This is a genomic window from Acidobacteriota bacterium, from assembly GCA_009861545.1.
Taxonomy (GTDB): Bacteria; Acidobacteriota; Vicinamibacteria; order Vicinamibacterales; family UBA8438; genus WTFV01.
On the sequence record VXME01000009.1, the window covers coordinates 1 to 26477 of the forward strand.

Annotated in this window: 23 protein-coding genes and 1 rRNA gene; 19 read left to right on the forward strand and 5 right to left on the reverse strand. The window is 70.7% G+C overall.

All coding sequences use genetic code 11. The annotated features are described in order from the left end of the window. The first annotated feature begins 70 nt into the window (after nucleotides 1-70). The 3 genes from F4X11_01615 (at nucleotide 71) to F4X11_01625 (ending at nucleotide 3301) form a co-directional block, all read left to right on the forward strand. Nucleotides 71-670: an FMN-binding protein gene (locus F4X11_01615; protein ID MYN63720.1), complete on the forward strand. Its 600-nt coding sequence runs from the start codon at nucleotides 71-73 to the stop codon at nucleotides 668-670. Continuing rightward, the gene (locus F4X11_01620; protein MYN63721.1) at nucleotides 588-2192 is read left to right on the forward strand and encodes an FAD:protein FMN transferase; all 1605 of its coding nucleotides are present in this window, start codon (nucleotides 588-590) and stop codon (nucleotides 2190-2192) included. Before F4X11_01615 ends, F4X11_01620 begins: the two co-directional genes overlap by 83 nt. 116 nt (nucleotides 2193-2308) lie before the next feature. Then, nucleotides 2309-3301, forward strand: a complete 993-nt coding sequence (locus F4X11_01625; protein ID MYN63722.1) for an SMP-30/gluconolactonase/LRE family protein — start codon at nucleotides 2309-2311, stop codon at nucleotides 3299-3301. Nucleotides 3302-3371: 70 nt separating this feature from the next. Here the strand turns inward: F4X11_01625 and F4X11_01630 are convergent, their stop codons facing one another. Both F4X11_01630 and F4X11_01635 read right to left on the reverse strand, forming a co-directional pair. Continuing rightward, on the reverse strand, nucleotides 3372-4520 hold the full coding sequence (locus F4X11_01630) for a DUF418 domain-containing protein (protein MYN63723.1): 1149 nt from the start codon (nucleotides 4518-4520) through the stop codon (nucleotides 3372-3374). 95 nt (nucleotides 4521-4615) lie between these two features. Continuing rightward, the gene (locus tag F4X11_01635) at nucleotides 4616-5518 is read right to left on the reverse strand and encodes a hypothetical protein (GenBank protein MYN63724.1); all 903 of its coding nucleotides are present in this window, start codon (nucleotides 5516-5518) and stop codon (nucleotides 4616-4618) included. Nucleotides 5519-5673: 155 nt separating this feature from the next. Between F4X11_01635 and F4X11_01640 the strand changes: the two genes are divergently transcribed. Together F4X11_01640 and F4X11_01645 are read left to right on the forward strand one after the other, a co-directional pair. Then, nucleotides 5674-6324 carry a hypothetical protein gene (locus F4X11_01640; protein ID MYN63725.1) on the forward strand — a complete coding sequence of 217 codons (651 nt, stop codon included), beginning with the start codon at nucleotides 5674-5676 and terminating at the stop codon, nucleotides 6322-6324. Between the two features lie 76 nt (nucleotides 6325-6400). Continuing rightward, nucleotides 6401-6952 (forward strand): hypothetical protein, encoded by a 552-nt coding sequence (locus F4X11_01645; protein ID MYN63726.1) that lies wholly within the window; start codon nucleotides 6401-6403, stop codon nucleotides 6950-6952. Between the two features lie 50 nt (nucleotides 6953-7002). On the opposite strand, the gene nhaC is transcribed toward F4X11_01645, so the two are convergent. Together nhaC and F4X11_01655 are read right to left on the reverse strand one after the other, a co-directional pair. Further along, a complete protein-coding gene (nhaC, locus tag F4X11_01650) occupies nucleotides 7003-8508 on the reverse strand; it encodes a Na+/H+ antiporter NhaC (GenBank protein MYN63727.1) in 1506 nt (501 codons plus the stop codon). A gap of 17 nt (nucleotides 8509-8525) precedes the next feature. Further along, nucleotides 8526-9632, reverse strand: a complete 1107-nt coding sequence (locus F4X11_01655; GenBank protein MYN63728.1) for a sigma-54-dependent Fis family transcriptional regulator — start codon at nucleotides 9630-9632, stop codon at nucleotides 8526-8528. 73 nt (nucleotides 9633-9705) lie between these two features. On the opposite strand from F4X11_01655, the gene F4X11_01660 reads away from it, so the two are divergent. Beyond that, entirely contained in the window at nucleotides 9706-11025 is a 1320-nt protein-coding gene (locus F4X11_01660) for a MiaB/RimO family radical SAM methylthiotransferase (protein MYN63729.1), read from the forward strand. Between the two features lie 187 nt (nucleotides 11026-11212). On the opposite strand, the gene rlmN is transcribed toward F4X11_01660, so the two are convergent. Beyond that, nucleotides 11213-12307: a 23S rRNA (adenine(2503)-C(2))-methyltransferase RlmN gene (gene rlmN / locus F4X11_01665; protein MYN63730.1), complete on the reverse strand. Its 1095-nt coding sequence runs from the start codon at nucleotides 12305-12307 to the stop codon at nucleotides 11213-11215. 275 nt (nucleotides 12308-12582) lie between these two features. On the opposite strand from rlmN, the gene F4X11_01670 reads away from it, so the two are divergent. From F4X11_01670 to F4X11_01730, 13 genes are all read left to right on the forward strand, one after another. Then, nucleotides 12583-13842, forward strand: a complete 1260-nt coding sequence (locus F4X11_01670) for an insulinase family protein (GenBank protein ID MYN63731.1) — start codon at nucleotides 12583-12585, stop codon at nucleotides 13840-13842. Beyond that, on the forward strand, nucleotides 13659-14756 hold the full coding sequence (locus tag F4X11_01675; GenBank protein ID MYN63732.1) for an MBL fold metallo-hydrolase: 1098 nt from the start codon (nucleotides 13659-13661) through the stop codon (nucleotides 14754-14756). The genes F4X11_01670 and F4X11_01675 overlap by 184 nt, the downstream gene beginning before the upstream one ends. Beyond that, nucleotides 14753-16066: an adenylosuccinate lyase gene (locus F4X11_01680; protein MYN63733.1), complete on the forward strand. Its 1314-nt coding sequence runs from the start codon at nucleotides 14753-14755 to the stop codon at nucleotides 16064-16066. The genes F4X11_01675 and F4X11_01680 overlap by 4 nt, the downstream gene beginning before the upstream one ends. Next, entirely contained in the window at nucleotides 16060-16317 is a 258-nt protein-coding gene (gene purS, locus F4X11_01685) for a phosphoribosylformylglycinamidine synthase subunit PurS (GenBank protein MYN63734.1), read from the forward strand. The genes F4X11_01680 and purS overlap by 7 nt, the downstream gene beginning before the upstream one ends. A 146-nt stretch (nucleotides 16318-16463) precedes the next feature. Continuing rightward, complete coding sequence (gene purQ / locus F4X11_01690; protein ID MYN63735.1) at nucleotides 16464-17180, forward strand: phosphoribosylformylglycinamidine synthase subunit PurQ; 717 nt, start codon at nucleotides 16464-16466, stop codon at nucleotides 17178-17180. Beyond that, on the forward strand, nucleotides 17180-17389 hold the full coding sequence (locus F4X11_01695) for a hypothetical protein (protein ID MYN63736.1): 210 nt from the start codon (nucleotides 17180-17182) through the stop codon (nucleotides 17387-17389). Before purQ ends, F4X11_01695 begins: the two co-directional genes overlap by 1 nt. Beyond that, on the forward strand, nucleotides 17386-19611 hold the full coding sequence (gene purL, locus F4X11_01700) for a phosphoribosylformylglycinamidine synthase subunit PurL (protein ID MYN63737.1): 2226 nt from the start codon (nucleotides 17386-17388) through the stop codon (nucleotides 19609-19611). Before F4X11_01695 ends, purL begins: the two co-directional genes overlap by 4 nt. A gap of 32 nt (nucleotides 19612-19643) precedes the next feature. Continuing rightward, complete coding sequence (locus tag F4X11_01705; protein ID MYN63738.1) at nucleotides 19644-21077, forward strand: amidophosphoribosyltransferase; 1434 nt, start codon at nucleotides 19644-19646, stop codon at nucleotides 21075-21077. Beyond that, a complete protein-coding gene (locus F4X11_01710; GenBank protein MYN63739.1) occupies nucleotides 21074-22297 on the forward strand; it encodes a hypothetical protein in 1224 nt (407 codons plus the stop codon). The genes F4X11_01705 and F4X11_01710 overlap by 4 nt, the downstream gene beginning before the upstream one ends. Before the next feature lie 133 nt (nucleotides 22298-22430). Beyond that, nucleotides 22431-23507 (forward strand): phosphoribosylformylglycinamidine cyclo-ligase, encoded by a 1077-nt coding sequence (locus tag F4X11_01715; protein MYN63740.1) that lies wholly within the window; start codon nucleotides 22431-22433, stop codon nucleotides 23505-23507. Beyond that, nucleotides 23504-24148, forward strand: coding sequence for a phosphoribosylglycinamide formyltransferase (locus tag F4X11_01720; protein MYN63741.1), 645 nt, complete (start codon nucleotides 23504-23506; stop codon nucleotides 24146-24148). The genes F4X11_01715 and F4X11_01720 overlap by 4 nt, the downstream gene beginning before the upstream one ends. Nucleotides 24149-24220: 72 nt before the next feature. Further along, entirely contained in the window at nucleotides 24221-25444 is a 1224-nt protein-coding gene (locus tag F4X11_01725; protein MYN63742.1) for a tyrosine--tRNA ligase, read from the forward strand. Nucleotides 25445-25932: 488 nt separating this feature from the next. Next, nucleotides 25933-26477 (forward strand): 16S ribosomal RNA (locus tag F4X11_01730); the annotation flags it as partial.

The following is a 26477-nucleotide window of genomic DNA, read 5'->3' on the forward strand; positions in this document are numbered from 1 at the left end:
CGTGGACTGGCGACCCGTTTCGTGCCGCAAACGTCCTGCGGCGCAGACTCCTAGCAGGGAGAATCCGATCATGGAGCAGGGGTCGACCGCGAGACGGGTGGCAGGCAGGCGCGCGGCCGGCGCGCTGGTGGTTGTTTCGCTCGTTCTCGCGGCCGGCGCCGCTTTCGCGCAGCCCGGCGTCATCTCGCGCCAGGAGGCGCTGAACGCGGTCTTCGCGGGCGCGACCATACGCGGGGACCGCGTCTACCTGACGGAGGAGCAGGCCGAGCGGATAGCCGAGATCTCGCGCGAGGACGTGCGGACCCGCATCTATGCGCGCTACGTCGCGCGGCGCGACGGCGTCGTCGTCGGCAGGGCGTACGTCGACACGCACGTGGTGCGGACCAAGCGCGAGAGCCTGCTCATCTCGCTCGAGCCGGACGGGCGGGTGCGCCGCATCGACGTGACCGCCTTCCTCGAGCCCCCGGAGTACGTCCCCTCCGATCGGTGGAGGCGGCAGTACTACGAGCGGCCGCTCGGCGACGACATCGCGATCCACCGTGCGATACGTCCCATCGCGGGGGGGACGCTGACGACCCACGCGGTCAATGCGGCGGTACGCCGCGTGCTGGCCCTCGATCAGGTGGTGGAAGGGCGTCGGCCGGGGGGTGAAGGGCGCGGCGTGCAATGACCTGGTGGGAGCGCTGGGGCTTCAACGCCTTCCACGTCGTCGTCGCGGTGACCGGGACCGTCTATCTGTACATGAAGTACGCGATGACCACCGACGACCCGTTCGCGATCGTCAACCATCCGTGGCAGCCCACGATGCTGTCGGCCCACGTCGTGGCGGCGCCGTTCTTCGTGGCCTTCTTCGGCATGCTGTTCCGCTCGCACTCGTTCGGGAAGCTCCGGTCGCGAAACCCGGCGAACCGCCGCACGGGATGGACGTCGGTCCTGAGCTTCTCGGCCATGGCCCTCACCGGCTACCTGATCCAGGTCGCGACCACAACGGCCCTCATTACCTTCTTCATCTGGACGCACGTCGCGGCCAGCGTCGTGTTCGTGGTCGGCTACGGGATCCATCTCGTCAACGGCTGGCGGCTGGACGGGATTCCCCGCAAGGCGGTACGGACGTCGCCGCCGCGACCCGCGCGGCTCTCCCCATGACGCAGCTCGCGCGTCGCCGGACGGCTGCCCGGCTGGCGTGTCTCGGCGCGGCGGTCTGCGGTCTCGCGGCGGCCCCTGCGCGTGCCGCGGGCGTGGAGACCCCGGTCCGCGTCGAGCGCACCGTCTTCCTGATGGGTACGCTCGCCACCTTCGTCACCGAGGCGGTAGACCGCGAGACGGGCCTGGCGAAGCTGGAGCGCATGGTCCGCATCGTCGAGCAGACCGAGGCCGAGCTCAGCACGTGGCGGGACGACAGCGTCCTGAGTGCACTGAACCGGCGGCCGGTGGGCGAGGCGTTGCAGTTGCCGGCGGGAACCTGCGCGTTGCTGGCGCGCGTCGCGGATTGGCGGGCGGCGACGGGCGGCGCGTTCGATCCGGCGATTGGCCGCCTCATCGACGTCTGGGGCCTGCGCGGGGAAGGCCGGCATCCCGACGACGACGAGCTGGAAGCGGCGCTGGCCGGCGCGGGATTCGAGAACCTCTCGCTCGATCCGGCGGGGTGCGCGGTCACGCGGGACGCCGCCGTGATCCTGGACGCGGGCGGGTTCGGAAAGGGCGAGGCGCTCGACCGTGTGCGCGTGGCCGAGCGTGGCCGGGACGGCGTCTGGCGCATCGACTTCGGTGGCCAGATGGCGGTTTCCGGAGAGGCCTCCGACGGCCCGTGGGCGGTGGGCGTCGCGCACCCCGCGCGGCGCGGCACGGCCGTTCTCGAGATGTCGCTGGCGGCGGGCTCCATCGCCACCAGCGGCGGATCCGAGCGGGATCTGGTTCTGGAGGACGGCAGTCGGATCGGCCACATCATCGACCCGCGCAACGGGCGGCCGGTCATCCGATCCGCGTCGGTCACGGTCTGGCACGAGAGCGCCTTCGTTGCGGACGTCCTGTCGACCGCGCTGTACGTGATGGGACTGGACCGCGGGATCGCGTGGGCCGCGGCGCGCGGCATCGCCGCCTGCTTCATCGCGTTCGACCGCGATGCGGTGGACGTCAGGTTCCGCGCGACGCCGGCCTTCGAGGCGCGGTTCCCGCTGCCGGCGACGCCGTAGGTCGCCTGCGGCCGTGCCCCGAACCGTTCGGATTGCCTACAATGCGGACAACAAGGGAACGAGGAGGGATGAGGACTCGAATCATGTATAGAGGAACCGCGCTCGTCACCGGATTGATGCTAACCGCGCTTTTCGCCTGCGCGCCGGCCGAGGAGCCGCCGGCCGCCGAGCCGGAGGCGCCCGCCGAAGAGTCTGCAGGCACCGTCGAGCGGCTCGATCCCCGGCTGGACGAGCTTCTCGCCGCCGACGCGGCAGTCGAACAGGTCGCCGAAGGCTTCCAGTTCGTCGAGGGGCCGGTCTGGGTCGGCGGCGCCGACGACGGCCACCTGCTCTTCAGCGACATCCCGGCCGATACCGTCTACCGCTGGTCCGAGGCCGACGGCACGAGCGTGTTTCTCAACCCCGTCTTCCTGCCGGAGCTGGAGACGAACGGGCAGGGCGGCTCGAACGGGCTGACGCTGGACCTCGAGGGACGTCTCGTCCTGTGCGAGCACGGCAACCGCCGCCTCGCGCGGATCGAGGAGGACGGCTCACGGGTGACGATCGCCGATCGCTACGAGGGCAGCCGCCTCAACAGCCCGAACGACATCGTCTTCCACTCCACCGGCGCGGCCTTCTTCACCGACCCGCCCTACGGCCTCGCCAGCCCCGAGGCGGCCGAGCTGGACTGGAACGGCGTCTACCGGCTCGATCCCGACGGCACCGTGCACCTGCTGGCGGACGGGCAGACCCGGCCCAACGGCATCGGGCTCTCGCCCGACGAGAACACCCTCTACGTCGCCAACTCGGACGGCGAGGCGCGCCAGTGGCTGGCCTATCCGGTCAACGACGATCTCAGCGTCGGCGAAGGCACGGTGCTGCTCGACCTGACCGACAGCGAGGACGGGGGCGTGCCGGACGGCTTCGCGGTCGACGCGGCGGGCAACATCTGGTCGAGCGGGCCCGGGGGCATCGTCGTCATCAGCCCCGAGGGGGACCACCTCGGCACGGTGCGGCCGGCGGAGCAGCCGGCCAACGCGGCGTTCGGCAACGACGGCCGCACGCTCTACATCACGGCGCGGACCGGCCTCTACCGGATCGACACCCTGGTCGAAGGCCTGATGCCCTGATCGTCGCCAGATGGCGGCGGCCGTGCGCCCTTCAGCGCCGGTCGCCGCCGCGGTGGGCGGCGCGTCCGCGTCACCGCGCCGGTCCCGCCGCGCGCCGCAGCGGCGGGCGTGTGCCGTAGGTCAGCGACCGCCACACCCACTCGGCGGGGCCGAAGCGGTAGCGCCGCAGCCACAGCGGCGAGGCGATCAACTGCACCGCCCAGACGCCGAGCACGACGCCGAGCTGCCCTACGCGGTCGACGGACCCGTAGAGGCCGAGGCCGTGGCCGTAGAAGATCGTCGTGCAGATCACGGTCTGCAGCAGGTAGTTGCTGAGCGCCGTCTGTCCGACCGCGGCGAAGGGGCGGGTGACGCGGCGGAGCGCCGTGGATCGGCAGGCCAGCATGACGAGGCCGACGTAGCCCAGGCCGACCGCGATGCTCGGCCAGTAGTTGAACTGCCGGCCCTGCAGCAGCGACCAGTCGAGCGCCCACCCGAACTCGAAGTCGAGCGCGACGCCGTAGGCTTCTACGGGGATGCCGGCGACCAGAGCCGCGGCGACCAGCGCGCCGTAGAAGCGCCGCGAGCGCCCGGCGCTGAAGACATCGAGCTTGAAGAGCGCCATGCCGATCAGCATCAGGCCGCCGGCGCGCCAGCCCCCCCAGATGACGAGCATGAAGGTCTCGAACCCGAACGCCATCGCCGACCGGGCCGGAAGCTGCTCCAGCCAGCCGCTGCGGTAGGTGGCCAGGGCATCGTCGACGATCGCCCTCGTCGGCTGCCACGCGCCGAGCGTGACCTCGGTCAGCGCTTCCTCCGGCCAGGAGGGCAGCGAGGCCTGCAGGCCCGCGAAGATGGCCGACGCCACGGCGACCGTCGCCGTGCCGACGACCAGCAGGCGGCCGGGAGACAGTCCGCGGAACGGGTAGACCAGCATGCCGCAGACGGCGTAGAGGAAGAGGATGTCGCCGGCCCACAGCAGATGCGCGTGGAGCAGTCCGATGAGGGCCAGCCACCCCATGCGGCGGTAGTGGACCGGGCAGGTCTCCCCGCGCGCCTCGGTCCGGGTCGTCATGAGCACGATGCCGGCGCCGAACAGCATCGAGAAGATCGTCATGAACTTCTGGTCGGCCAGCAGCCGGCCGCCGAGCCAGACGTACAGGTTCGCGCCTTCGAGATCGCCGTAGGCGGTCGGGTTGTAGTAGGCCGCCTCCGGCATCGCGAACAACTGGACGTTCATCACCAGGATGCCGAGCAGGGCGAAGCCGCGCAGCACGTCGATGGAGTCGATGCGCGCGGTTTCGGCGACGGGGCCGCCGGCGCCGCCGCCACCCGTCACGGCCGCTCGCGCTCCTGGGCGCGCGCGCCGCGCAGGATGAGCGGCATGCTGTAGTTCCCCTCGTGGCAGGCGTTCTCGAACACCGGGCCGATGGCGCGCGTGATCGGGAACATCACCGTCCAGGGGCCGGCGAACGACTCGGAATCATCCGCCGTGAACTCGTAGTGCAGGGTGTCGGCGTCGGACAACCGGATGCGCTCGACGTAACGCGCGTTCGCTCCGCTGCCCTGGATGGTCCACGCGCCGTTGAAGCCGCCGGTCTCGACGACGAGCGTGTCGCCCTCCCACCGGGCGCGCGAGCTGCCCTGCCACTGGCGGATCGTGCCCTCGAGCGGCGGCCGGCCGTCGAGCGGGATGATGCGCAGGTCGGAGTTCTGCTCGTGTAGGATGGCCACGTAGTCCGGCGTCTGGAAAATCTGCGCGAGCCGGTTCGGCGAGACCGCGAGCAGCGGCACCGTCCGTCCCATGATGCAGCGCTCGTAGCGCTCCCGATCCTCCGGGCCGTCGGCCGACCGCAGCCGACTCGCGATGCCGAGCGTGCGCGCCCGCTCCGCCCCGGCCGGGGTGCGCAGCGGCAGCCTGCCGTCGGGCGGATCGACGATCAACGATGTCCGGCCGTCGGTCAGTCCGCCGGGCTGCCACCAGTCGGCGTTGAGCTGCAAGTCGCGCTCCCGGCCGATCGCCGCGTGGCGCCGGGTGAGGTACTCGGCCTCCTCGGCAGGTGTCAGCACCGCCTGGCCGGCCAGTTCCTCGGGCCGTTGCAACGGCGTCGTGCTGCGGTACTCCCAGTAGCCGCTCAGGTCCGGCGTGCCCCAGGGGGTGCGCGGCGCGCTGGGCTCCTGCGCCAAGGCCGCGAGCGGGACGACGAGCAGAAGACAGACGAGCAATGTTCGGTGCATGGCGCAAAGCCTCGCTTTCCGGTTCGCCGTGCCGATTATAGGCCTCGCCCCCGCCCCTTTCCCGCGCGGTCGCCGGTGCCGGCTTGCCCGGTGTCCGGCGCGTCCGGGCATAATCGGTAGAGGCGTTCCGGCAGGCAGGGGTTTCACAGGAGGAGATGCGGATGGCGCTCAACCCGGAGCTGATCGGTTTCGTCAGGGAAAGTCTCGCGCGCGGCGTCTCGCGTCCGGACGTCGAGGAAGCGCTGATCCGCGCGGGCTGGCCGCGCGGTCAGGTCGCGCTGGCCCTGGCCCGTTTCGCCGAAGCGGCCGGGTATCCAATCCCGGTCCCGCGGCCCGCCGTTTCCGTGAAGCCGCGCGAGGCGTTCCTGTACGCGGTGATGTTCCTGGCGCTCTTCGTGAGCGCCTTCAACCTGGGGACGCTGGCGTTCGGCGTCGTCGACCTGGCGTTTCCGCATGCGCAGGACCCCCCCGAGGAATTCACGCGGGACGCCATCCGCTGGGCGGTCTCGGTGCTGGTGGTCGCCTGTCCGGTGTTCCTGTACGTCGCGAGGGTGATCGGCCGCAGCGTCGCGTCGGATCCGACCGCGCGCGCCTCGCGGCTCCGGCAGCAGCTCACCTACGTGACGCTCTTCGTCGCCTCGTGCGTGCTGATCGGCAGTGTCGCGGCGGTCGTCTACAACTTCCTGGACGGCGCCGTGACCGTGCGCTTCGTGCTCAAGGTGCTCGCGGTCGGCGCCATCGCCGGCACGGCGTTCGCGTACTACCTCCGGGACCTGCGCGCGGCGGAGGCGGATCCGGAGACCTGAGCGGCGTCGCGTCATCGACCGGCGGCGCGGCGCGCAGGCGGTAGAATGACGTGCTCGGTACCTGGTGCGACGCAACATGACGAGACCACTCATCGCCACGGTTCTGCTCGCGCTGCTCGGCGGCGCCGCCGCCCCCGGCGCCCAGGAGGGCGTCATCACCCGCAGCGAGGCGCTCGCGGCGGTCTACCCCGGCGCGACGGTGACGCGCGACCGGGTCATCCTGACGCGGGAGCAGATGGGGGCGGTGGCGGCGCTGGCCCGCGTCGGCATGCAGGGCAGGATCTTTCCGCGCTACATCGCCCGCGACGAGAACGGCGCCGTCATCGGGCGCGCCTACATCGACACGCACGCGCCGAAGACCGAACGCCAGAGCCTGCTCATTTCCCTCGACACCGAGGGGCGCATCATCCGGGTCGACGTCACCGTCTTCTTCGAGCCGGCGCAGTACATGGCGCCGCAGGACTGGCTGCGGCAGTTCGACGGGGAGGTGCTGCACGACGGGCTGGCGATCCGGCGCGGCATCCGGCGCATCGCCGGCTCTTCCTTCACCGGGCGTGCGATCAGCGACGCCGTCCGGCGCGTGCTCGCGCTGGACCAGGTGCTGCAGGCCGAGTCCGCGCAGCCGTAGTCTCCCGGGCAGCGGGGACTCGTGAAGTCACCTCGCTGCGGCGGTATCCCTCACACCGCGGTCGGCGGACGCTCCGGGGGGGCTTCCAGGCTGCCGGCCGGTGCCGGGCCCAGTGGCGCGATCCCGATCCGCGCGAAGCCGTAGATGGCCGCGACCAGCGGGTTGATCAGGTTGAAGAAGGCGAACGGGGCGTAGGTCAGGGTCGACACGCCCAGCGTCTGGGCCATGAACGCCCCGCAGGTGTTCCAGGGGATGAGCACGGAGGTGATCGTGCCCGAGTCCTCGAGGGTCCGCGACAGGTTCTTCGGGTCGAGCCGCCGCCGCTGGTACTCGCTGCGGAACATTCGGCCCGGGAGCACGATCGAGATGTACTGATCGGAGGCCAGGACGTTGACGCCGAACGCGGTGGCGAGGGTGGCCACGATCAGGCCGCCCGCGGTGCGCACCGCGCGCAGGATGCGGCGGGCCAGCGCCTGCAGGATGCCGGTGGCTTCCAGCACCGCGCCGTACATCATCGCCGTCATGATCAGCCAGACGGTCTGCAGCATGCTTGCCATGCCGCCGCGCGAGAGCAGCTCGTCGAGGGCGGGGTTGCCGGACTCCAGCACGTAGCCGCCGTGCAGCGCCTGCCACACGCCCTTGACCAGGGCCACCGGACGGGCCAGCTCCGGCTCGCCGACGAAGCGCAGCAGCGCCTCCGGCTGGAACACGACGGCGAAGAGCCCGCCGACCAGCGCCCCGATGAGCAGCGCCGGGAAGGCCGGCATCCGGCGCACCACCAGAGTCAGCACGAGCACGAGCGGGATCAGCAGGTGCGGGCCGATGGCGAAGCTGCGCTCCAGGGCTTCCAGCACCGCGTCGAGGTCGCCCGATCCCTCCGGTGCCGGCGTCGCCAGACCGATGCCCGCGAACAGGATCAGCGCCAGGCCGAAGCTGGGCGCCGTGGTCCACACCATGTGGCGGATGTGGGTGAACAGCTCCGAGCCGGCCACCGCCGGGGCGAGGTTGGTGGTGTCCGAGAGCGGCGACATCTTGTCGCCGAAGTAGGCGCCCGAGATGATGGCGCCGGCCGCGATTCCCGGGTGCAGATCGTAGGCGGCGGCGGTTCCGATCAGGGCCAGGCCGACGGTGCCGGCGGTGGTCCAGGAACTGCCGGTGGCCAGCGCGACGACGGCGCAGATGGCGCAGGCGGCGGCGTAGAAGATGGAGGGCGCGAGCAGCGACAGGCCGTAGTGGATCATGGTCGGCACGATGCCGGCCAGGATCCAGGTACCGATGACCGACCCGACGACGAGCAGGATGAGGATCGCGCCCATCGACGTGGCGATGCCGCGCTTGATCGCGCCCTCGATCTCCGTCCACGACTGGCCGTTGGCCAGGCCGACCAGCCCCGCGACCGCCGTGCCGAGCACCAGCGCGATCTGGTTGGGGCCGAACGACGACTCGTCGCCGAACAGGTACACCGCGCAGGCGAGCAGGGCGATGAGCAGGACGACGGGGACGAGGGCCTGGCCGAGCGAGGGTTCGACGGGCGATGCGGAGGCGGTGTCGGGCATGATCGGATCCTGACGGTTCACTCGCTGGCGAGGAGCGCGTCGATGTTCAGCCGGCGCCGCTTCAGCAGCAGCCCCTTGCGCGAGACGCCGAGGCGTCCGGCCGCCGCGTTGAGGCGGCCGCCCGCCGCCAGCAGGGCCCGGATGATCAGCGCGCGCTCCACTTCCTCTATTGCGGCCGGCAACGGTTGGTCCGCGGAGATGGTGACCGTGTCCCGGGCGCTGCGCGCGCCGGCGCGGTTCTCCGACCGCGGGAGACCCGAAGACGCGGTGGATCGAGCGAGATCGTGCGGCGTGATGACCGTCCCGTCCTTCGCGAACGCCACCAGCCGCCGGATCTCGTTGGCGAGCTGCCGTATGTTGCCCGGCCAGTCTCGCTCGATCAACTCCTGCATCGCGGGGCCCGACATGCGGATCTCCCGCTTGTTCTGTTCGCCGGCGCACCGTCGCAGGAACAGCTTCACCAGCGGCACTATGTCCTCGCGATGGTCACGCAGGGGAGGGATGTGGATCCGGATGATGTTGAGACGATAGAACAGATCCTCGCGGAACCGCTTGTCCCGGACCATCTGGTCGATGTCCGCGTTCGTGGCGGCCAGGATGCGCACGTCGACCCTCGAGGGTCGGGGCTGGCCGATAGGTTGGACCTCCTGGTTCTCGATCATCCGCAGCAGCTTGGGCTGGATGCGCGCATCGAGCTCTCCGATCTCGTCGAGGAGCAGGGTGCCGCCGTCGGCGCTCCGAATGACCCCGGGCGCGTTATCGCTGGCGCCCGTGAACGACCCGCGCCGGTGGCCGAAGAGCTGCGAGTCCACGATGTCGCGCGTGGTGCCGGTGCAGTTGTAGGGTACGAACCGCTCGCGCGGGCGGCCGGAACGGTCGTGAATGACGCGCGCGAGCACTTCCTTCCCGGTTCCCGACTCGCCCGTGATCAGCACGGGAATGGCGCTCGGCGCGACCTGCGTCGCGAAGTCCAGCAAGTGATGCATGACGTGTGACGCGAAGACGCCCCCCGGCGGGTGTGTGTCGGGTCGGATGTCGGGTTCTCTGGAGGGGCGCGCCATTGTTTTCGGGAGTGCGGCGCTCGGCGCGCGGTTGCCGGACGGGTGCCGTGTCGGTTCTGACATGTCCAAGGTGCGCCGTTTGTAGCATGGTTCGGGACGCGGGCGACATGACCGATGTCACATATACTGCCCCCCGATGAAGTTCGCCGTCGTCACGTTCGGCTGCCGCGTCAACCAGGCCGACTCGTTCGCGATCGAGCGCGGGCTGCGCGCCGGCGGCGGTACCGCGGCGCCCGTGGAGGCGGCGGACGTGGTCGTCGTCAACAGTTGCTCGGTCACCGCGAGCGCCGACCAGGGGACGCGGCAGGCGATCCGGCGCATCGTGCGGACGAACGCCGGCGCCCGGATCGTGGCCACCGGCTGCTACGCGTCGCGGGCCGCCGAGGAGGTGGCCGCCCTGCCGGGCGTGGTTGCGGTGGTGCCGAACGTCGAGAAGGAGGCGCTGGTCGAACGCATTCTCGAAACCGTCGAGCCGACCACCGCGGTGCGATTCGGCGGCGGGGACGGCGCGTGCGGGGCTCCCATCCGGCCGGGGGAGCGGGGCCGGACCGCCTATACCCTGCGGGTGCAGACCGGCTGCGACGAAGCCTGCGCCTACTGCATCATCCCGTCGACGCGGGGGCGCGGCCGCAGCGTCGCGTTGCCGCGGGTGCTCGACGAGGTGGACGAGGCCGTCGCGGCGGGATATCGGGAGCTGCAGCTCACCGGCGTCCACCTCGGCTCCTACGGGCGCGACCTGACCCCGCCATCGTCCCTCGTCGCACTGTTGCGGGCGCTCGCCGCGCATCCGGCCGACTTCCTGGTGCGGATGAGCTCGCTGGAGCCGATGGACTGCACCCCGGCGGTCGTCGAGCTCGTGACGGGCAGCCCGCGGTTCGCGCCGCACTTTCATCTCCCGCTGCAGCACGCCAGCGACACGGTCCTGCGGCGGATGCGGCGGCCGTACACGGCGGCGGAGTACCGGACGGTGGTCGCCGACATCCGCGAGCGCCTGCCGCACGCCGCGATCGGGTCCGACGTGGTGGTCGGTTTCCCTGGTGAAACGGACGCCGATGCCGCGGCGACCCTCGGCTTTCTCGAAGAGAGCCCGCTCACGTACCTGCACGTCTTTCCCTACTCGGATCGTCCCGGCACGGAGGCGTCCGGGATGTCCGGCAAGGTGGACGGCCGCCGCATCCGCGAGCGGGCGCGAGCCGTGCGCGCGGCCGGCGCCGCGTTGGCGGAGCGGTTCCGCGCGGCGCAGATCGGGAGCGTTCGCCCGGGGCTGACGCTCGCGCAGGGCGGCGGCACGGTGGTGCTGACCGACAACTACCTGCGCGTCCGGGTGCCCCAGGACCGGCCGGAGAACGAACGCGTGCGGGTGCGGATCACGGCTGCGGGCGAGACACTGGCCGGCGAGATTGTCACGGCGCGACCAGAGGTCGCGTTGGGAGTCTCCCGCGGCGCCAGCGCCTAGTCCGAGTGGACGCCGGGGGGCGTTACATGCGCAACGAGCACTTCCTGTAGTGCTTCGACTTGTCCTGTCAGCCGGGCGATCTGCCATCCATTCCAGAGCCCGGCGGTCGCCGCCACAAGCGAGAGAAGCAGCGTGAGGATCCGGACCGTCCTGTTTCCGTTCGACTCCACGACTTCACGTTACGCCTCTACGGACTCGCGCTCGACGACGCGTTCAGCAGTGCGGCCGCCCGCTGCCCCGGCGCCTGCCGCGCCCCCTCGACGATGAGCTGCCCGCAGGCGGCGCGGATGTCGCGACCGCGGCTCTTGCGCACCGACACCGTCACGTGCCGCTCGGCCAGCGTGCGTGCGAAGCGGTCCACCTGCGCATCGGACGGGCGGCGGTACGGGATGCCGGGCGCCTCGTTGAGCGGGATCACGTTGACCTTCGACCGGATGCCGCGCAGCAGGTTCGCCAGCCGCCGGGCGTCGGCGACGCCGTCGTTGACGTCGCGCAGCAGGACGTACTCGAAGGTGATCCGGTCGCGCCGCGCCAGCGGAAAGCGCCGGCAGGCGGCGATGAGGTCGGCGAGGCCGTACTTGCGGCTCACCGGCACCAGGCGGTCGCGCAGCTCCTCGGTGGTGGCGTGCAGCGAGACGGCCAGGTTGGGCATCAACGGTTCTTTCGCCAGCCGCTCGAGCGCCGGCAGCACGCCGACCGTCGAGAGGGTCACGCGGCGGGGGCCCACCGCGAGCCCGCACTCGGCGGCCAGGATCCGCAGCGCCTTCATCGTCTCGTCGTAGTTGTGCAGCGGCTCGCCCATCCCCATCAGCACGATGTTGAAGCGCCGGTTCGCCAGGTCGAGATCGTGCGCCATCACCCGCACCTGGGCGGCGATCTCGCCGGCCGTCAGGTTCCGCAGCAGGCCCATCCGCCCGGTCAGGCAGAAGCCGCAGCGCATGGCGCAGCCGACCTGCGTCGACACGCAGAGGGTCATCGCCGGGGTGTCGGGGATGAACACCGACTCCACCTCGCGGCCGTCGCCGAGCCGCAGCAGGAACTTCACGGTGCCGTCGGCCGACTCGCTGCGCGTGGTCACCGCCGGCGTCGGGATGGCGAACGTGCGCTCGAGCTTCGCGCGCAGGTCCCGCGACAGGTCGGTCATGCGGGCGAAGTCGGCGATGCCGCGCCGGTAGATCCAGCCGTAGATCTGCCGGGCGTGGAACGGTTTCGCGCCGAGGCCGGCGAGCGTCTCGGCGAGCGCGTCGGGTTCGAGCTCGGTGAGGATCCGTGGCGCAGACATGGGCAGCGTGTCCCGGCGGACGGGCGGGCCGCATGCTACCACGCGGCCGGCGGCGGGGGAGGAGACGGCAGCCGGTTGGGCGTCTCGCGCGGGGGAGCGGGGGAATGCTGGCCGCGGACGACGCCGGTCCGGCCGATGGGGACGCCGGTTGCTGCGATTCAGTAGCGTGTGGTACGATATGCGCTTATCCGTGCGCTTAACCTGATTCTTTGCAAGCGTTTGCATAGTCGCAGCGCTTCTCTGGGGCGGCCCCTGCGGGGCGGGCGCCCTCCGACATGATCGAGCGTCACGATTTCGATAGCGGCCTCTGTCTGCTCACCGAGCCGATGCCCGCGGTCCGCTCGGTCAGCCTCGGCGCCTGGCTGACTCGGGGCTCGCGGCACGAGGGCGCGGACCGCGCGGGCATCGCCCATTTCGTCGAGCACATGCTCTTCAAGGGGACCGCCTCGCGCACGGCGGAGGCGATCGCCCAGGAGATCGACTCCATCGGCGGGCAGCTCGACGCGTTCACGGCGAAGGAGTACGCCGGCTACTACGTGAAGGTGCTCGACGAGCATCTCCCGCGCGCCGTCGATCTGCTGAGCGATCTGTTGCTGAACCCGGCGTTCGAGGGCGAGGAGATCCGCCGCGAGCAGGGCGTCGTCCTCGAAGAGATCAAGATGGTCGAGGACACGCCGGACGACCTCGTGCACGAGGTGTTCACGGCGAATTTCTGGCCGGACCATCCGCTGGGGCGCCCGATACTCGGGACCGCCGAGTCGGTCGCCGCGATAGATGCCCCGGCGCTCCGCGAGTATTTCTCGGGCGCGTACACCGCGGGCAACCTGATCGTTGCGGCCGCCGGGAGCATCGACACGCCGGCCGTCCGCGAGCTCATCGGCGAGGCGTTCGCGACGCTGTCTCCCGGCGCCGCGCCGCTCTCCAACAGCAAGCCGTCGGTCGCCGCCCGGGTCGAGTTGCGCGACAAGGATCTCGAGCAGGCGCACCTGTGCCTCGGCACCCGCGGCTATCCCCAGAGCCACGCGGACCGGTACGCCACCTACGTGCTCAACACGGTGCTGGGCGGCTCGATGAGCTCGCGCCTGTTCCAGAACATCCGTGAGAAGCGGGGGCTGGCCTACGCGGTCAGCAGCAGCCTGACGTCCTATCGGGACGCCGGCGTGGTGACGGTGTATGTCGGGTGCGACGGCGCGGCGGTCGCCGAGGTGGTGGACTTGGTCGTCGAGGAGCTGCGGGGGCTGAAACGCACCCCCGTGCCGGGCGACGAGCTGCAGCGGGCGAAGGACCACCTGAAGGGGAGTTGCGTGCTGGGGCTCGAGAGCACGACCAGCCGCATGTCGCAGCTCGCGCAGTGCGAGATGTACTTCGGCCGGCAGGTGCCGCTGTCGGAGACCCTGGCCGGGATCGAGCGCGTCACGACGGACGACGTGCAGCGCGTGGCGAGCGACCTGTTTCGGAACGGCGCGCTGGCCGCGACACTGGTGGGGCCCGTCGCGGGGGAGACGTTGTCGCCGGCGCAGCTCGAGCTGGAGTAGCCGCGGCGGGGAGGGTCGGGACCATCGCGGTCGAGGTGACGGTACTCGGGAGCGGAAGCGCGGGGAACGCGACGCTGGTGTCGCACGCCGGCGTCCGCGTGCTGCTGGACGTCGGGTTCAGCTATCGGGAGGTGTCCCGGCGGCTGGCGGAGATCGACGTCGATCCGGGAATGATCGACGCCATCCTGATCACGCATGCGCACGGCGACCACACGCGCGGTTTGCGGGTAATGGCGAAGCGCCACGGGTTGCCCGTGTACGCGACCCCCGCCATCCGCGGGGAATGGGGAGGCGACGACCTCGCCGACTGGCGGGCGCTGGCGCCGGGCGCGGCCCTCGACCTGGACGGCCTGTGCTTCGTTCCCTTCGCGGTGCCGCACGATGCAGCGGAGACCCTCGCCTTTCGGATCGAGACGCCGGAAGGGGCCATCGGCTACGCCACCGACGTCGGGGCGCTGCGGCCGGTCCTGATCGAGCGTTTTCGCGACTGCCGCCTGCTGGTCATCGAGTCGAATCATGCCGCCGAGCTCCTGCGCGTCAGCCCCTACGCGCGATCCACGCGCGAGCGCATCGCCGGCGACGGCGGTCACCTCTCGAACGAATCGCTCGCCGCGTTCGTGCGCGATCACCTGGGCGCTGAAGTGCGCTGTCTCGTGCTCGCCCACCTCAGTCGGGTCAACAACCTGCCGGAGCTGGCCGAGATGACCTGCAGGGAGGCGCTGCAATCCCGCGGCCGGACCGACGTCGAGGTGGTGGTGGCCCGGCAGGATCAGGTGACGCCGACCATCGATCTGGGCGCCTGGACGCGATCGGCGACGTCGCCGGCCGGCCCGCTGCGCCAGACCGTGCTTCCGTTCCATGTCTCTTGCGGCGCCGCGGCCCGCGCCCGCCGCGGCGAGGTCCGTTCCCGATGATTGCCCGCTACACGCCCCGCGAGATGGGCCGCCTGTGGACCGAGCAGCGCAAGTACGACTTGTGGCTGCGCGTCGAGGTGGCCGCCGCCGAGGCGATGGCGGATCACGGGCTGATCCCCCCGGAGGCGGCGCGCGACATCCGCGAGCGCGGGGCGGTCGAGGCGTCGCGCGTGGCGGAGATAGAGGAGACGACGCAGCACGACGTGATCGCGTTCACGACCGCGGTGGCCGAGCACGTCGGACCCTCGGCGCGCTGGCTGCACTTCGGGATGACGTCGTCCGACGTCATCGACACCGCGCACGCGTTGCAGATGCGCGAGGCGTGCGACCTGCTGCTGGCCGATCTGGACCTGCTGGCGGCGGCGGTGCGCGAGCGCGCGGACGAGCACCGCCGCACGCCCATGATCGGCCGGACCCACGGCGTCCACGCCGAGCCGATGACCTTCGGCCTGAAGCTGGCGCTGTGGTTCACGGAGCTGCAGCGCGACCGCGAGCGGCTGATGCGCGCCCGCGGGACGATCTGCGTCGGGAAGCTCTCCGGCGCGGTCGGGACCTACGCGCACCTGGACCCGGCCGTCGAGCGGGGGGTGTGCGATCGGCTCGGGCTGACCCCGGCCCCGGTCGCCTCGCAGGTGGTGCAGCGCGACCGCCACGCCGAGCTGCTGGGCGCGCTGGCGATCACCGCGGCGTCGCTCGAGAAGTTCGCGCTGGAGGTGCGCGGGCTGCAGAAGACCGAGATCGGAGAGGTGGCCGAGCCCTTCGCCAGGGGCCAGAAGGGGTCGTCGGCGATGCCGCACAAGCGCAACCCGATCGGCTGCGAGCAGATCACGGGGCTGGCGCGCCTGGTGCGCACCAACGCGCTGGCCGCCCTCGAGAACGTGGCGCTGTGGCACGAGCGCGACATCTCGCACTCGTCGGTGGAGCGGGTCATCGTGCCCGACAGCTTCTGCGCGCTCGACCACATGGTGCGCCGGTTCACGCGCATCGTGCGCGGCCTGGTCGTCAATCCCGAGCGGATGCGCGAGAACCTCGATCGGTCGCGCGGCGTCGTCTTCTCCGGCACGGTGCTGCTGGCGCTGGCCAGCCGCGGCGTCTCCCGCGAGGACGCCTACCTGCTCGTGCAGCGCAACGCCATGCGCTCGCACGACGAGGGACTCGAATTCAAGGCGTTGCTGCTGGCCGATCCCGAGGTGACCGCGGTGCTCGGGGAGGAGGAGGTCGAGCGCGCGTTCGACCTGGACGTGCAGCTTCGCCACGTGGATGCGATCATGGACCGTGCGCTGGCCGCCGCGGCGGCGGAGGTATCGTGAAGGCGAAGGTCTACGTCACGCTGAAGCCCTCGATCCTGGACCCGCAGGGCAAGACCGTTGCCGGCGCCCTGCATGCTCTGGGCTACGACGCGGTTCGCGACGTGCGGCAGGGGAAGTACTTCGAGCTGGACATCGACGCGGAGACGGCGCAGCAGGCGCGGTCGCTCGCCCGCGAGATGGCCGACCGGCTGCTGGCGAATCCGGTGATCGAGAGCTATCGGGTGGAGGTCGGCCAGGAATCTGCGCCGTAGAAGCGGGGCATACTCCTGGTGAGGCCCGGTTGGGCGGCAACCGGAGCCGCAGGCGACGGATGTCGGGCGCGTCGGGCAGTTCGTGCGGTTGCGGCGGCGCGGGCGGCGAGAGGCCGCGTTCCGACCGGGAGAGGGCGGACACGAGGATGAAGTTCGCGGTGGTGGTCTTTCCGGGGTCGAACTGCGACCACGACGCGCAGCATGCGCTGGCGGGCGTCCTGGGCCGGCAGGCCGAACTCGTCTGGCACAAGGACACCGGTCTCGGCGGCGCGGACGCGGTGGTCCTGCCGGGCGGGTTCTCGTACGGCGACTACCTGCGGTGCGGGGCCATCGCCCGCTTCTCGCCGATCATGGCCCGCGTGACGGAGTTCGCCGCCGCCGGCGGGCCGGTCATCGGCATCTGCAACGGCTTCCAGGTGCTGCTGGAGGCCGGGTTGCTGCCCGGCGGGATGCGGCGGAACCGCGATCTGAAGTTCATCTGCGAGCACGTGCACGTGCGCGTGGAAGCCGCCGACACGCCGTTCACCCGGAACGCGGCGGCCGGCCGGGTGCTGCGGATGCCGATCGCCCACGGCGAGGGGAACTACTACGCGGATCCGGCGACCCTGCAGGGGCTTGCCGACAACCGGCAGGTGGTCTTTCGCTACACCGCGCCGGACGGGTCCCTTGGCGACCGCTGGAACGTCAACGGGTCCACGGACGCGATCGCGGGCATCTGCAACCGGGGGCGCAATGTGGTCGGCCTGATGCCGCATCCCGAGCGGGCGTGCGAGGCGGCGGTCGGGAGCACCGACGGCCGCGTGGTGTTCGAGTCGGTGCTGACCGCGCTGGCGTCGCGCGAGCCGGTCGCGGAGGCGAGCTGATGGCTGACGCGGGTCCCGCAACGCGGCGGCGTCTCGGGCGGATCTTCATCGGTATCGGTGTGCTGATGCTCTCGGCGGCGGCGGTGTTCGGTGCCGGCGCCGTCCCGCTGCCGCCCCCCGGCGGGGTCATCGTGGCCGGCGTGCTGGCCCTGGCCGGGGCCGTGATGGCCACCTTCGGCGGCGTGCTGCTGGTGGGAGCCCGCTCGTGATCGACCCGGAGACCATCGCGGCGCACGGGCTGACGACCGACGAGTACGAGCGGATCGTCGCCATCCTGGGGCGCCGTCCCAACCTGCTGGAGCTGGGCATCTTCTCGGTGATGTGGTCCGAGCACTGCAGCTACAAGAGCTCGCGCATCCACCTGCGAACGCTGCCGACCGATGGGCCGCGCGTGCTGCAGGGGCCGGGCGAGAACGCCGGCGTCCTCGATATCGGCGGCGGCCTGGCCGCGGTGTTCAAGATCGAGTCGCACAACCACCCGTCGTTCATCGAGCCGTACCAGGGCGCCGCGACCGGCGTGGGCGGCATCATCCGGGACATCTTCACGATGGGGGCCCGGCCCATCGCCCTGCTCGATTCGCTCCGCTTCGGGCCGCTGGAATCCCCCGCGACCCGGCGGCTGCTGGAGGGCGTCGTGGCCGGGATCGCCGGCTACGGCAACAGCATCGGCATTCCGACCGTCGGCGGCGAGGTCGCCTTCGACGAGACCTACGCCGGCAACCCGCTCGTCAACGTCTTCTGCCTGGGAATCGCGCCGGCCGGCGGCGTCATCCGGGGGCGCGCGGAGGGGGCCGGCAACGCGGTCTACTATGTCGGCGCGAAGACCGGCCGCGACGGCATCCACGGCGCGACGATGGCGTCGGCCGAGTTCGACGACGCCTCGGCGGAGAAACGCCCCAACGTGCAGGTGGGCGATCCGTTCATGGAGAAGCTCCTGCTCGAGGCGTGCCTGGAGGTCCTGCGGACGGACGCGCTGGTGGGACTGCAGGACATGGGGGCGGCCGGACTGACCTGCTCGTCGTGCGAGATGGGCGCCCGCGGCGGGGCCGGCATCGACATCGACGTCGCCCGCGTGCCGCAGCGCGAGGCGGGCATGACGCCGTACGAGATCATGCTGTCCGAGTCGCAGGAGCGTATGCTGTTCATCGTGCGGCAGGGACGCGAGGCGGAGGTCGACCGGGTTTTCGAGAAGTGGGATCTGCACGCCGTGCGGATCGGCGAGGTGACCGGCGACGGCCTGTTGCGCGTGCGCGACGGCGGAAACACGGTGGCGGAGATTCCGAACCGGCCGCTGGCCGACGAGGCGCCGCTCTACGACCGGCCGTACCGCGAGCCGCCGGACCTGGCCGCGCGGCAGTCGCTCGACCTGTCGGTGCTGGAGTTCCCCGGTCCCCCGTCGGAGGTCCTCCTGCGGTTGATCGCCTCGCCGGGCATTGCGAGCAAGCGCTGGATCTACCGCCAGTACGACCACATGGTGCGGACCAACACCATCGCACCGGCCGGGGCGGGGGCCGGAGTGGTGCGCATCAAGGGCACGCCGCGCGCCCTGGCCTTCTCGGTCGACGGCAACGGGCGGTACTGCTTCCTGGACCCCTACCGCGGCGCGATGCTGGCCGTGGTCGAGTCGGCCCGCAACGTCGCCTGCGCGGGGGGGCGCCCGATCGGGGCCACCAACTGCCTGAACTTCGGGAACCCGGAGCGGCCCGAGATCATGTGGCAGTTCGCCCGCGCGGTGGCCGGAATCGGCGATGCCTGCCGCGCTCTCGACATCCCGATCACCGGCGGCAATGTCAGTCTCTACAACGAGACGGACGGCCGGGCGATTCTGCCGACCCCGGTCCTCGGCGTGGTGGGCATAATGGAGGACGCCGGCGGGATCGTCGGGCGCACGTTCCGCGGTCCGGGAGACGTCGTGGCGCTGCTGGGGCGACCGGGCGGGACGCTCGGCGGCAGCGAGTACCTGAAGGTGATGCACGGGCTCGTGCGGGGCGTGCCGCCGGTGTTGGACCTGGAGGCGGAACGCGCCGTGCAGCGGCTCGTGGCGGACCTGGCCGCGGCCGGGCGCCTCCGTTCCGCGCACGACTGCTCGGACGGCGGTCTGTCCGTCACCCTCGCGGAGTGCGCGTTCGAGAGCGGCGGGACAGGCTTCGACGTGACGGTTCCCGCCGTGGAGGAATCCGCCGGACTGGCGGCGGCGCTCTTCGGCGAAGCGGCCTCGCAGGTCGTGGTGTCGGTTCGGGAGGCGGACGCCGACCCCCTGCTGGCGCAGGCCTCCGCGGCGGGCGTGCCTGCGCTCGTGCTGGGGCGAACCGGCGGCGGGCGGCTGCGGATGCGGATCGACGGTGAGCCGGCCGTCGACGTTGCGCTCGCCGAGGCGGAGCAACGATGGTCGAGCGGGCTGTCCCGGTACTTCGAAGCGCCGGCGGCATGAGGGATCGCTCCGCCGCCGGGCAGGCTGACGGCATGGACGACAAGTTCCACGACGAATGCGGCGTCTTCGGCATCCACGGCCACGAGGATGCGTCGTCGCTGACCTACCTCGGCCTGTACGCGCTGCAGCACCGGGGCCAGGAGAGCGCCGGCATCGCGGCGGCGCGCGACGGCGCGGTGAAGCTCTCGCGGGCGATGGGCTACGTCGGCGACGCCTTCAACGACCGGATGCTGGCCGCGCTGCCCGGCCGGTCGGCGATCGGCCACGTCCGGTACTCGACCTTCGGGGATAGTCGCATCGTCAACGCGCAGCCGATACTCATCGACTGCTCGCACGGGCAGATCGCGCTCTGCCACAACGGCAACCTGGTCAACGCCGTCGAGCTCCGGCAACGGCTGGTGCGGGAAGGCTCGATCTTCCAGACCAACAGCGACACCGAGGTCGTGTTGCACCTCTACGCCCGTTCGAGCGCCGCGACGGCCGAGGACGCCATCGTCGAGTCGGTCTCGCAGGTCAGCGGCGCGTTCTCGCTCGTCCTGCTGACGCCGAAGAACCTGATCGCCGTGCGCGATCCGCACGGATTCAGGCCGCTGGCCCTGGGCCGCCTCGGGGACGCCTACGTCGTCTGCTCGGAGACCTGCGCGATGGACCTGATCGGCGCCCGCTACGAGCGCGATGTGGAGCCGGGCGAGGTGCTGGTGATCGGCAACGACGGGATGCGCTCGTACAAGCCGTTCCCGGCCGTCCCGGCCGCCCACTGCGTGTTCGAGCACGTCTACTTCGCGCGGCCCGACAGCGACGTCTTCGGCCAGAGCGTCAACGCGGTGCGCACGAACCTCGGCCGCCTGCTCGCGCAGGAGTCGGCCGTCGACGCCGACGTCGTGGTCCCGATTCCCGACTCGGGTGTCGTCGCCGCCATCGGCTACGCCGAGAGCTCCGGCATTCCGCTGAAGATGGGGCTCATCCGCAACCACTTCGTCGGGCGCACGTTCATCCAGCCGCAGCAGTCGGTGCGCGAGCTCAAGGTGAAGGTGAAGCTGAATACCGTGCGGAGCGTGCTCGAAGGGAAGCGGGTGGTGCTGGTGGACGACTCTATCGTGCGCGGGACGACGAGTCAGAAGATCGTGTCCATGATCAAGGCGGCCGGCGCGCGCGAGGTGCACATGCGCATCAGTTGTCCGCCGACCGTGGCGCCGTGCTACTACGGAATCGATACGCCGCATCGCGACGAGTTGATCGCGGCCCGGCACAGCGTCGACGAGATCCGTGACTTCATGGGGGCCGACACGCTCGCCTACCTGAGCATCGAGGGGTTGCGCGAGGCGGTCGGCAAGCGTCACGATCAGTACTGCAACGCGTGCTACACCCGGGCATATCCGATCGATCCCCCCAGCGACACCGAGGCCTACCGGCAGATGGTGCTCAAGATCGCCGAGGTCGCGGAGATGGCGTCGAGCGAGCCGTGACCTGCAACCGCGCGGCGCGGATCGGAAGGGCGACGCCGGCCCGACGACGCGCGCGGCTGCGGTCCGCCGCGGCAGTCGTCCTGTCGTGGTGGCTGCTGTGCTGCGCGGGCGCCCCGCCGGGGCTTGCGCAGGCGACTCCCGGGCTGGCGCAGACGATCACCGCGCTCGGCGACTTCGACTACGCGGTGCGCGTGGAAGCGTCTCGCCGCATCCGTCGTCTCGACCCGGCCTTCGTCGCGCCGCTGCTCGTCGAGGCCGCCCACGAGCACGGAGACAGCTACGTGCAGTTTCGCGCCGCGGTGCTGCTGTCGGGGCTGGGCGGCCCCCAGGCGCGCGAATTCTTTCGGCAGGCGCTCGACGCGCACAACGATCGCGTGCGGGCCGCGGCGTACGAAGTGGCGGAGCATGATCCGGATGCCGCGCTCGCGCCGGTCCTGCTGGCCGCCCTTGAAGCCGAGACCTCCGAGTTCGTGCGCCCGGCGCTGCTGCGCGCACTCGCCGCGCACGACGACGACCCCGCGGTGCGCGAGCAGCTCGTCCGCGACATAGACCGCGGGGAGGGACACTTTCGCGCGGCGGTCATCGAAGCGCTCGGCGAGCACGGCGCGGCCTACGCGGTCGAGCCGCTCATCCGGATCGCGTCCGGCGAGGGACCGCTGCGGGACGACGCGCTGCTGGCCCTGGGCCGGATCGGAGACGGTCGCGCCCTGCCGGTGATGGCGGCCGCGCAGACGCAGGCGGCGGACACGCTGCAGCCGATCGTCTCGGCGTCGGCCTGTCTGCTCGGGATCGATTGCCCGAACCAGGTGCGGTACGTCGTCCAGGCCATGGAGTACGGCGCCGCGCGCGGCGGCGGCGACCGGATACTGCTGCGCGCGGCGGCTGCCGCGGCGGGCGCGCTTGCCGCGGCCGGCCGCAGCGAGGCGCTGGACGCGCTGATCGTGGCGGGCGTCGGGGCCGATGATCCCGCGAGGGCGCCGCTTGCGCTTGCGCTGGGCTCGGTGGCGTTGCGCGATCCGGTGCGGATGCTGGAGGCGCTCGCCGCCCGTGAGGATTCGGAAGAGGTTCTTCTCCTGTTGCGCGACGCGTTCGACATGCTCGACGAGGACCTGGCGGAGGAGCGCTTCTACGTGTCGATGCGAAGCGTGCTCCGGGACGAGAGGCGGATCCCGGGCGCCCGCGCGCTGGCCGAGGCAGTGATTCGGGTGCTGGAATTCTAGGAGCCTGCGCCGCAGAACGCACGAGTGCGATCCGTGGGCGCAAGCTCCAGGAGCGGGGCGGGATGGGCCGAAACGCCGAACCCGCGGCAGTTTCGGGGAGCTGGAGACGAAGCGGGGGCGGCGACGGGGGTTCATGGATTACAAGACGTCGGGCGTCGACATCGACGCCGGCACGGAGGTGGTCGAGCGGGTCAAGCGGTTCGCCAAAAGCACGTTCACGGAAGGGGTGCTGAGCGACATCGGTGCGTTCGGCGGGCTGTTCCGGCCCGAGCTGTCGGGCATGAACGAGCCCGTGCTGGTCGCGAGCGCGGACGGCGTCGGCACGAAGCTGGCCGTGGCGTCCGCCGCCGGCGTGCACACGACGGTCGGCGTGGACCTGGTCAACCACTGCGTCAACGACATCCTCGTGCAGGGCGCGCGGCCGGTGTTCTTCCTGGACTACCTGGCGACCGGCCGCCTGTCCCCCGACGTGTCCGCCGCCGTGATCGAGGGGATCGCCATCGGCTGCCGGCAGAACGGCTGCGCGCTCCTCGGCGGCGAAACGGCAGAGATGCCCGGCTTCTACACCGACGGCCAGTACGATCTCGCGGGCTTCGTCGTCGGTCTGGTCGACCGCGCGCGGATCATCGACGGTCGTTCGATCGTACCGGGTGACGTCCTGATCGGCCTGCCGTCGAGCGGACTGCATACGAACGGCTACTCGCTCGCGCGGCGCATCCTCTTCGACCGACTCGGGCTGCGGGTCGACTCGGTCGTCGAGGCGCTCGACTGCACCGTCGGCGAGGAGCTGCTGCGGACGCATCGCTCGTACCAGTCGGCGGTCCGTCCCGTGATCGAGACCGGCTGCGTGAAGGGGATCGCCCATATCACCGGCGGCGGCCTGACCGAGAACGTGCCGCGCATCCTGCCCGACGGCTGTGCGGCGATCATCGATCCGGAGCGTTGGGAGGCTCCGCCGATCTTCGATTTCCTGCGCGAGCGCGGCGAGGTGCCGGAGGCGGACATGTACCGCACCTTCAACATGGGAATCGGCCTCGTCGTGGTCTGTGGGCGAGAGGACGCGCACCGCGTCGTCTCGAAATTCATCACCTGCGGCGAGATCGGCGCGGGGCTCATCGGGAACGTCGGCGAAGCGGGTGACGGGAAGCGCCTGGTCCAGTACGCCCGGGTCGAGTTGCCCGGAGACGGTGGAGCGGCGTGCGGTCCATGAGCGGGCAGGTCTCCGAACCCACGGGCGGCCAGGGAAACCGCAGGCTCGGCGTGCTCATCTCGGGCCGCGGCAGCAACCTGCAGGCGATCATCGACGCGATCGCCGAACGGCGGCTCGACGCCGAGATAGCGGTGGTCATCTCGAACCGGCGGGATGCGGCGGGCCTCGACCGGGCGCGACGGGCCGGCATCGGCACGGCCGTCTTCAGTCACACGAGCTACGGGTCGCGTGAAGCGTTCGACGCCGCGGTTGCGGTAGAGCTCAAGCGGCGCGGCGTCCGTCTCGTCTGTCTGGCCGGGTTCATGCGCCTGCTCGGCGACAGCTTCGTCTCCGCGTTCCCGAACGCCATTCTCAACATCCACCCCTCCCTGCTGCCCGCCTTCGTCGGGCTCGACGCCCAGCGCCAAGCGTGGGAGCACGGGGTCAGCGTGACCGGCGCGACCGTCCATATCGTGACGCCGGAGCTCGACGACGGCCCCATCGTCCGGCAGGCGGCCGTCCCGGTGTTGCCTGCCGATACGCCCGAGTCGCTCGCCGCCCGCATACTGGTCGAGGAGCACCGCATCTATCCGGAGGCCATTCAGGCGGTCCTGGACGGCGGCTGGCGGATAGACGGCCGCCGCTTCGTCGAAGCTTCGTGACGTCCGGCGCGGGGATTGCCCGGCGGCGGGCGGAACCCGGGTGTCCGGCGTGTTCTCGGTACAATGATCCCGATGACGCTTCAGGAGCAGATCGACTACCTCGCCAAGGGCTGCGTCGACATCGTTCGGGAGCCCGAGCTGCGGGCCAGGCTGGAGCGCTCGGCCGCGTCCGGCGAGCCCCTCACCGTAAAGGTGGGATTCGACCCGACCGCGCCGGACCTGCATCTCGGCCACACCGTGCTGCTCCGCAAGATGAAGCACTTTCAGGATCTGGGCCACCGGGTGATTTTCCTCATCGGCGACTTCACCGGGCTGATCGGCGACCCGACCGGCCGGTCGAAGACGCGCCCACCGCTGACCCGGGAGCAGATCGAGGAGAACGCGGAGACCTACAAGAGGCAGGTGTTCAAGCTGCTCGATCCGGACAAGACCGTGGTCGACTTCAACAGCGCCTGGCTGCGCGATCTCGGCGCCGAGGGCTGGATCCGGCTGGCCGCCCGCTACAACGTGGCGCAGATGCTGGAGCGCCGCGACTTCCGGCAGCGCTACGACGGCGGTCGCCCGATCGCGATCCACGAGTTTCTGTACCCTCTGGCGCAGGCCTACGACTCGGTTCACCTGCGGGCCGACGTCGAGCTGGGCGGCACCGACCAGCTCTTCAACCTCAACGTCGGACGCGACATCATGCCCGCGTGGGGTGTCGAGCCGCAGGTCGTGATGACCACGCCGCTGCTCGTCGGACTGGACGGGACCGAAAAGATGTCGAAGTCTGCTGCCAACTACGTCGGGATCGCCGAGCCGCCCGGCGAGATGTTCGGCAAGCTCATGTCGATCTCGGACAGCCTGATGTGGAGCTATCACGAGCTGCTGACCGACTTGCCGTTCGCGGAGGTCGAAGCGCTGAAGAAGCGCACTGCGGCGGGCGAGCTGCACCCGAAGCGCGTCAAGGTTGACCTCGCGACCCGCATCGTCACCGATTTTCACTCGGCCGCCGCGGCCGGAGACGCGGCCGACGCGTTCGAGCGCCGGTTCGCCCGCCGGGAGGTGCCCACCGACGTCGAGGACTTCCGGGCGAGAATGAAGAACGACGATCGCAGACTGACGTCCATCATGGTCGCCGCCGAGCTCGCGAAGTCCCGAGCCGCCGCAACGCGGGTCATCGCACAGGGCGGGGTCCGGGTCGACGGCGTTCGTGTGTCTGACCGATTCCACATGGTTCCGGCCGACCACCCGCCGTTTGTCCTGCAGGTCGGCCGGCGCGCGCGCCGGATTCGACCGTTCCGTCCGAAAGTCTGAGCCGCGCCTGCGGGTCCGGCGCATCGACGTCCGTCCGTTCCGGCGGCCCACGCACCTTCCATTCCGCAGGTCGAGCCAAGAACGGTACGAGTTCGACCACGGACCCTCGTCGGGCCGGCGCCGCGCCGCGTGTTTCGTTCCGGAGCACGGATGGTGGCCTGCGACCGACGTGCGGAGCCGCACGGTGGCCCCCCGTTGGGGCCTCCCGCAAGAAAACCGCGGACGCGTGTTGACACCCATCGTCGCGATCTGTAAAATCACTCTTCTGTCCGCTGGAGAGCGCGCTGCGCTCGCCGGGCGGGCACCCGCGGTCGGGAAGACCCTGAGCGTGCGCGGGTTCTTTGAAAACTGGATAGGACGTTGACGTGGAAACACGTCGAGTATCAGCCTCGACGCCAAATTCGAGACAACGCACGAGCCATATGGCTTTCGTGTTGAATCACACGGCGCCCGGCGGCCGTTTTCGGTTTCCGGGTTCCGACGTCTTCAACTTGAGAGTTTGATCCTGGCTCAGAATCAACGCTGGCGGCGTGCCTCATCCATGCAAGTCGAACGCGAACGCGTCCTTCGGGACGCAAGTAGAGTGGCAGACGGGTGAGTAACGCGTGGGTGACCTACCTTCGAGTGGGGGATAACCTTCCGAAAGGAGGGCTAATACCGCATAACATCCCGCCCTTGGATGGGTGGTGATCAAAGTCGGGGATCTTCGGACCTGGCGCTTGTTGACGGACCCGCGTCCGATTAGCTTGTTGGTAGGGTAGCGGCCTACCAAGGCGACGATCGGTAGCCGGCCTGAGAGGGCGGACGGCCACACTGGGACTGAGATACGGCCCAGACTTCTACGGGAGGCAGCAGTAGGGAATTGTTCGCAATGGGCGAAAGCCTGACGACGCAACGCCGCGTGGAGGACGAAGACCTTCGGGTTGTAAACTCCTGTCGAGCGGGAAGAACTGCCCGCGGGCCAATACCCCGCGGGCTTGACGGTACCGCTAAAGGAAGCCCCGGCTAACTCCGTGCCAGCAGCCGCGGTAAT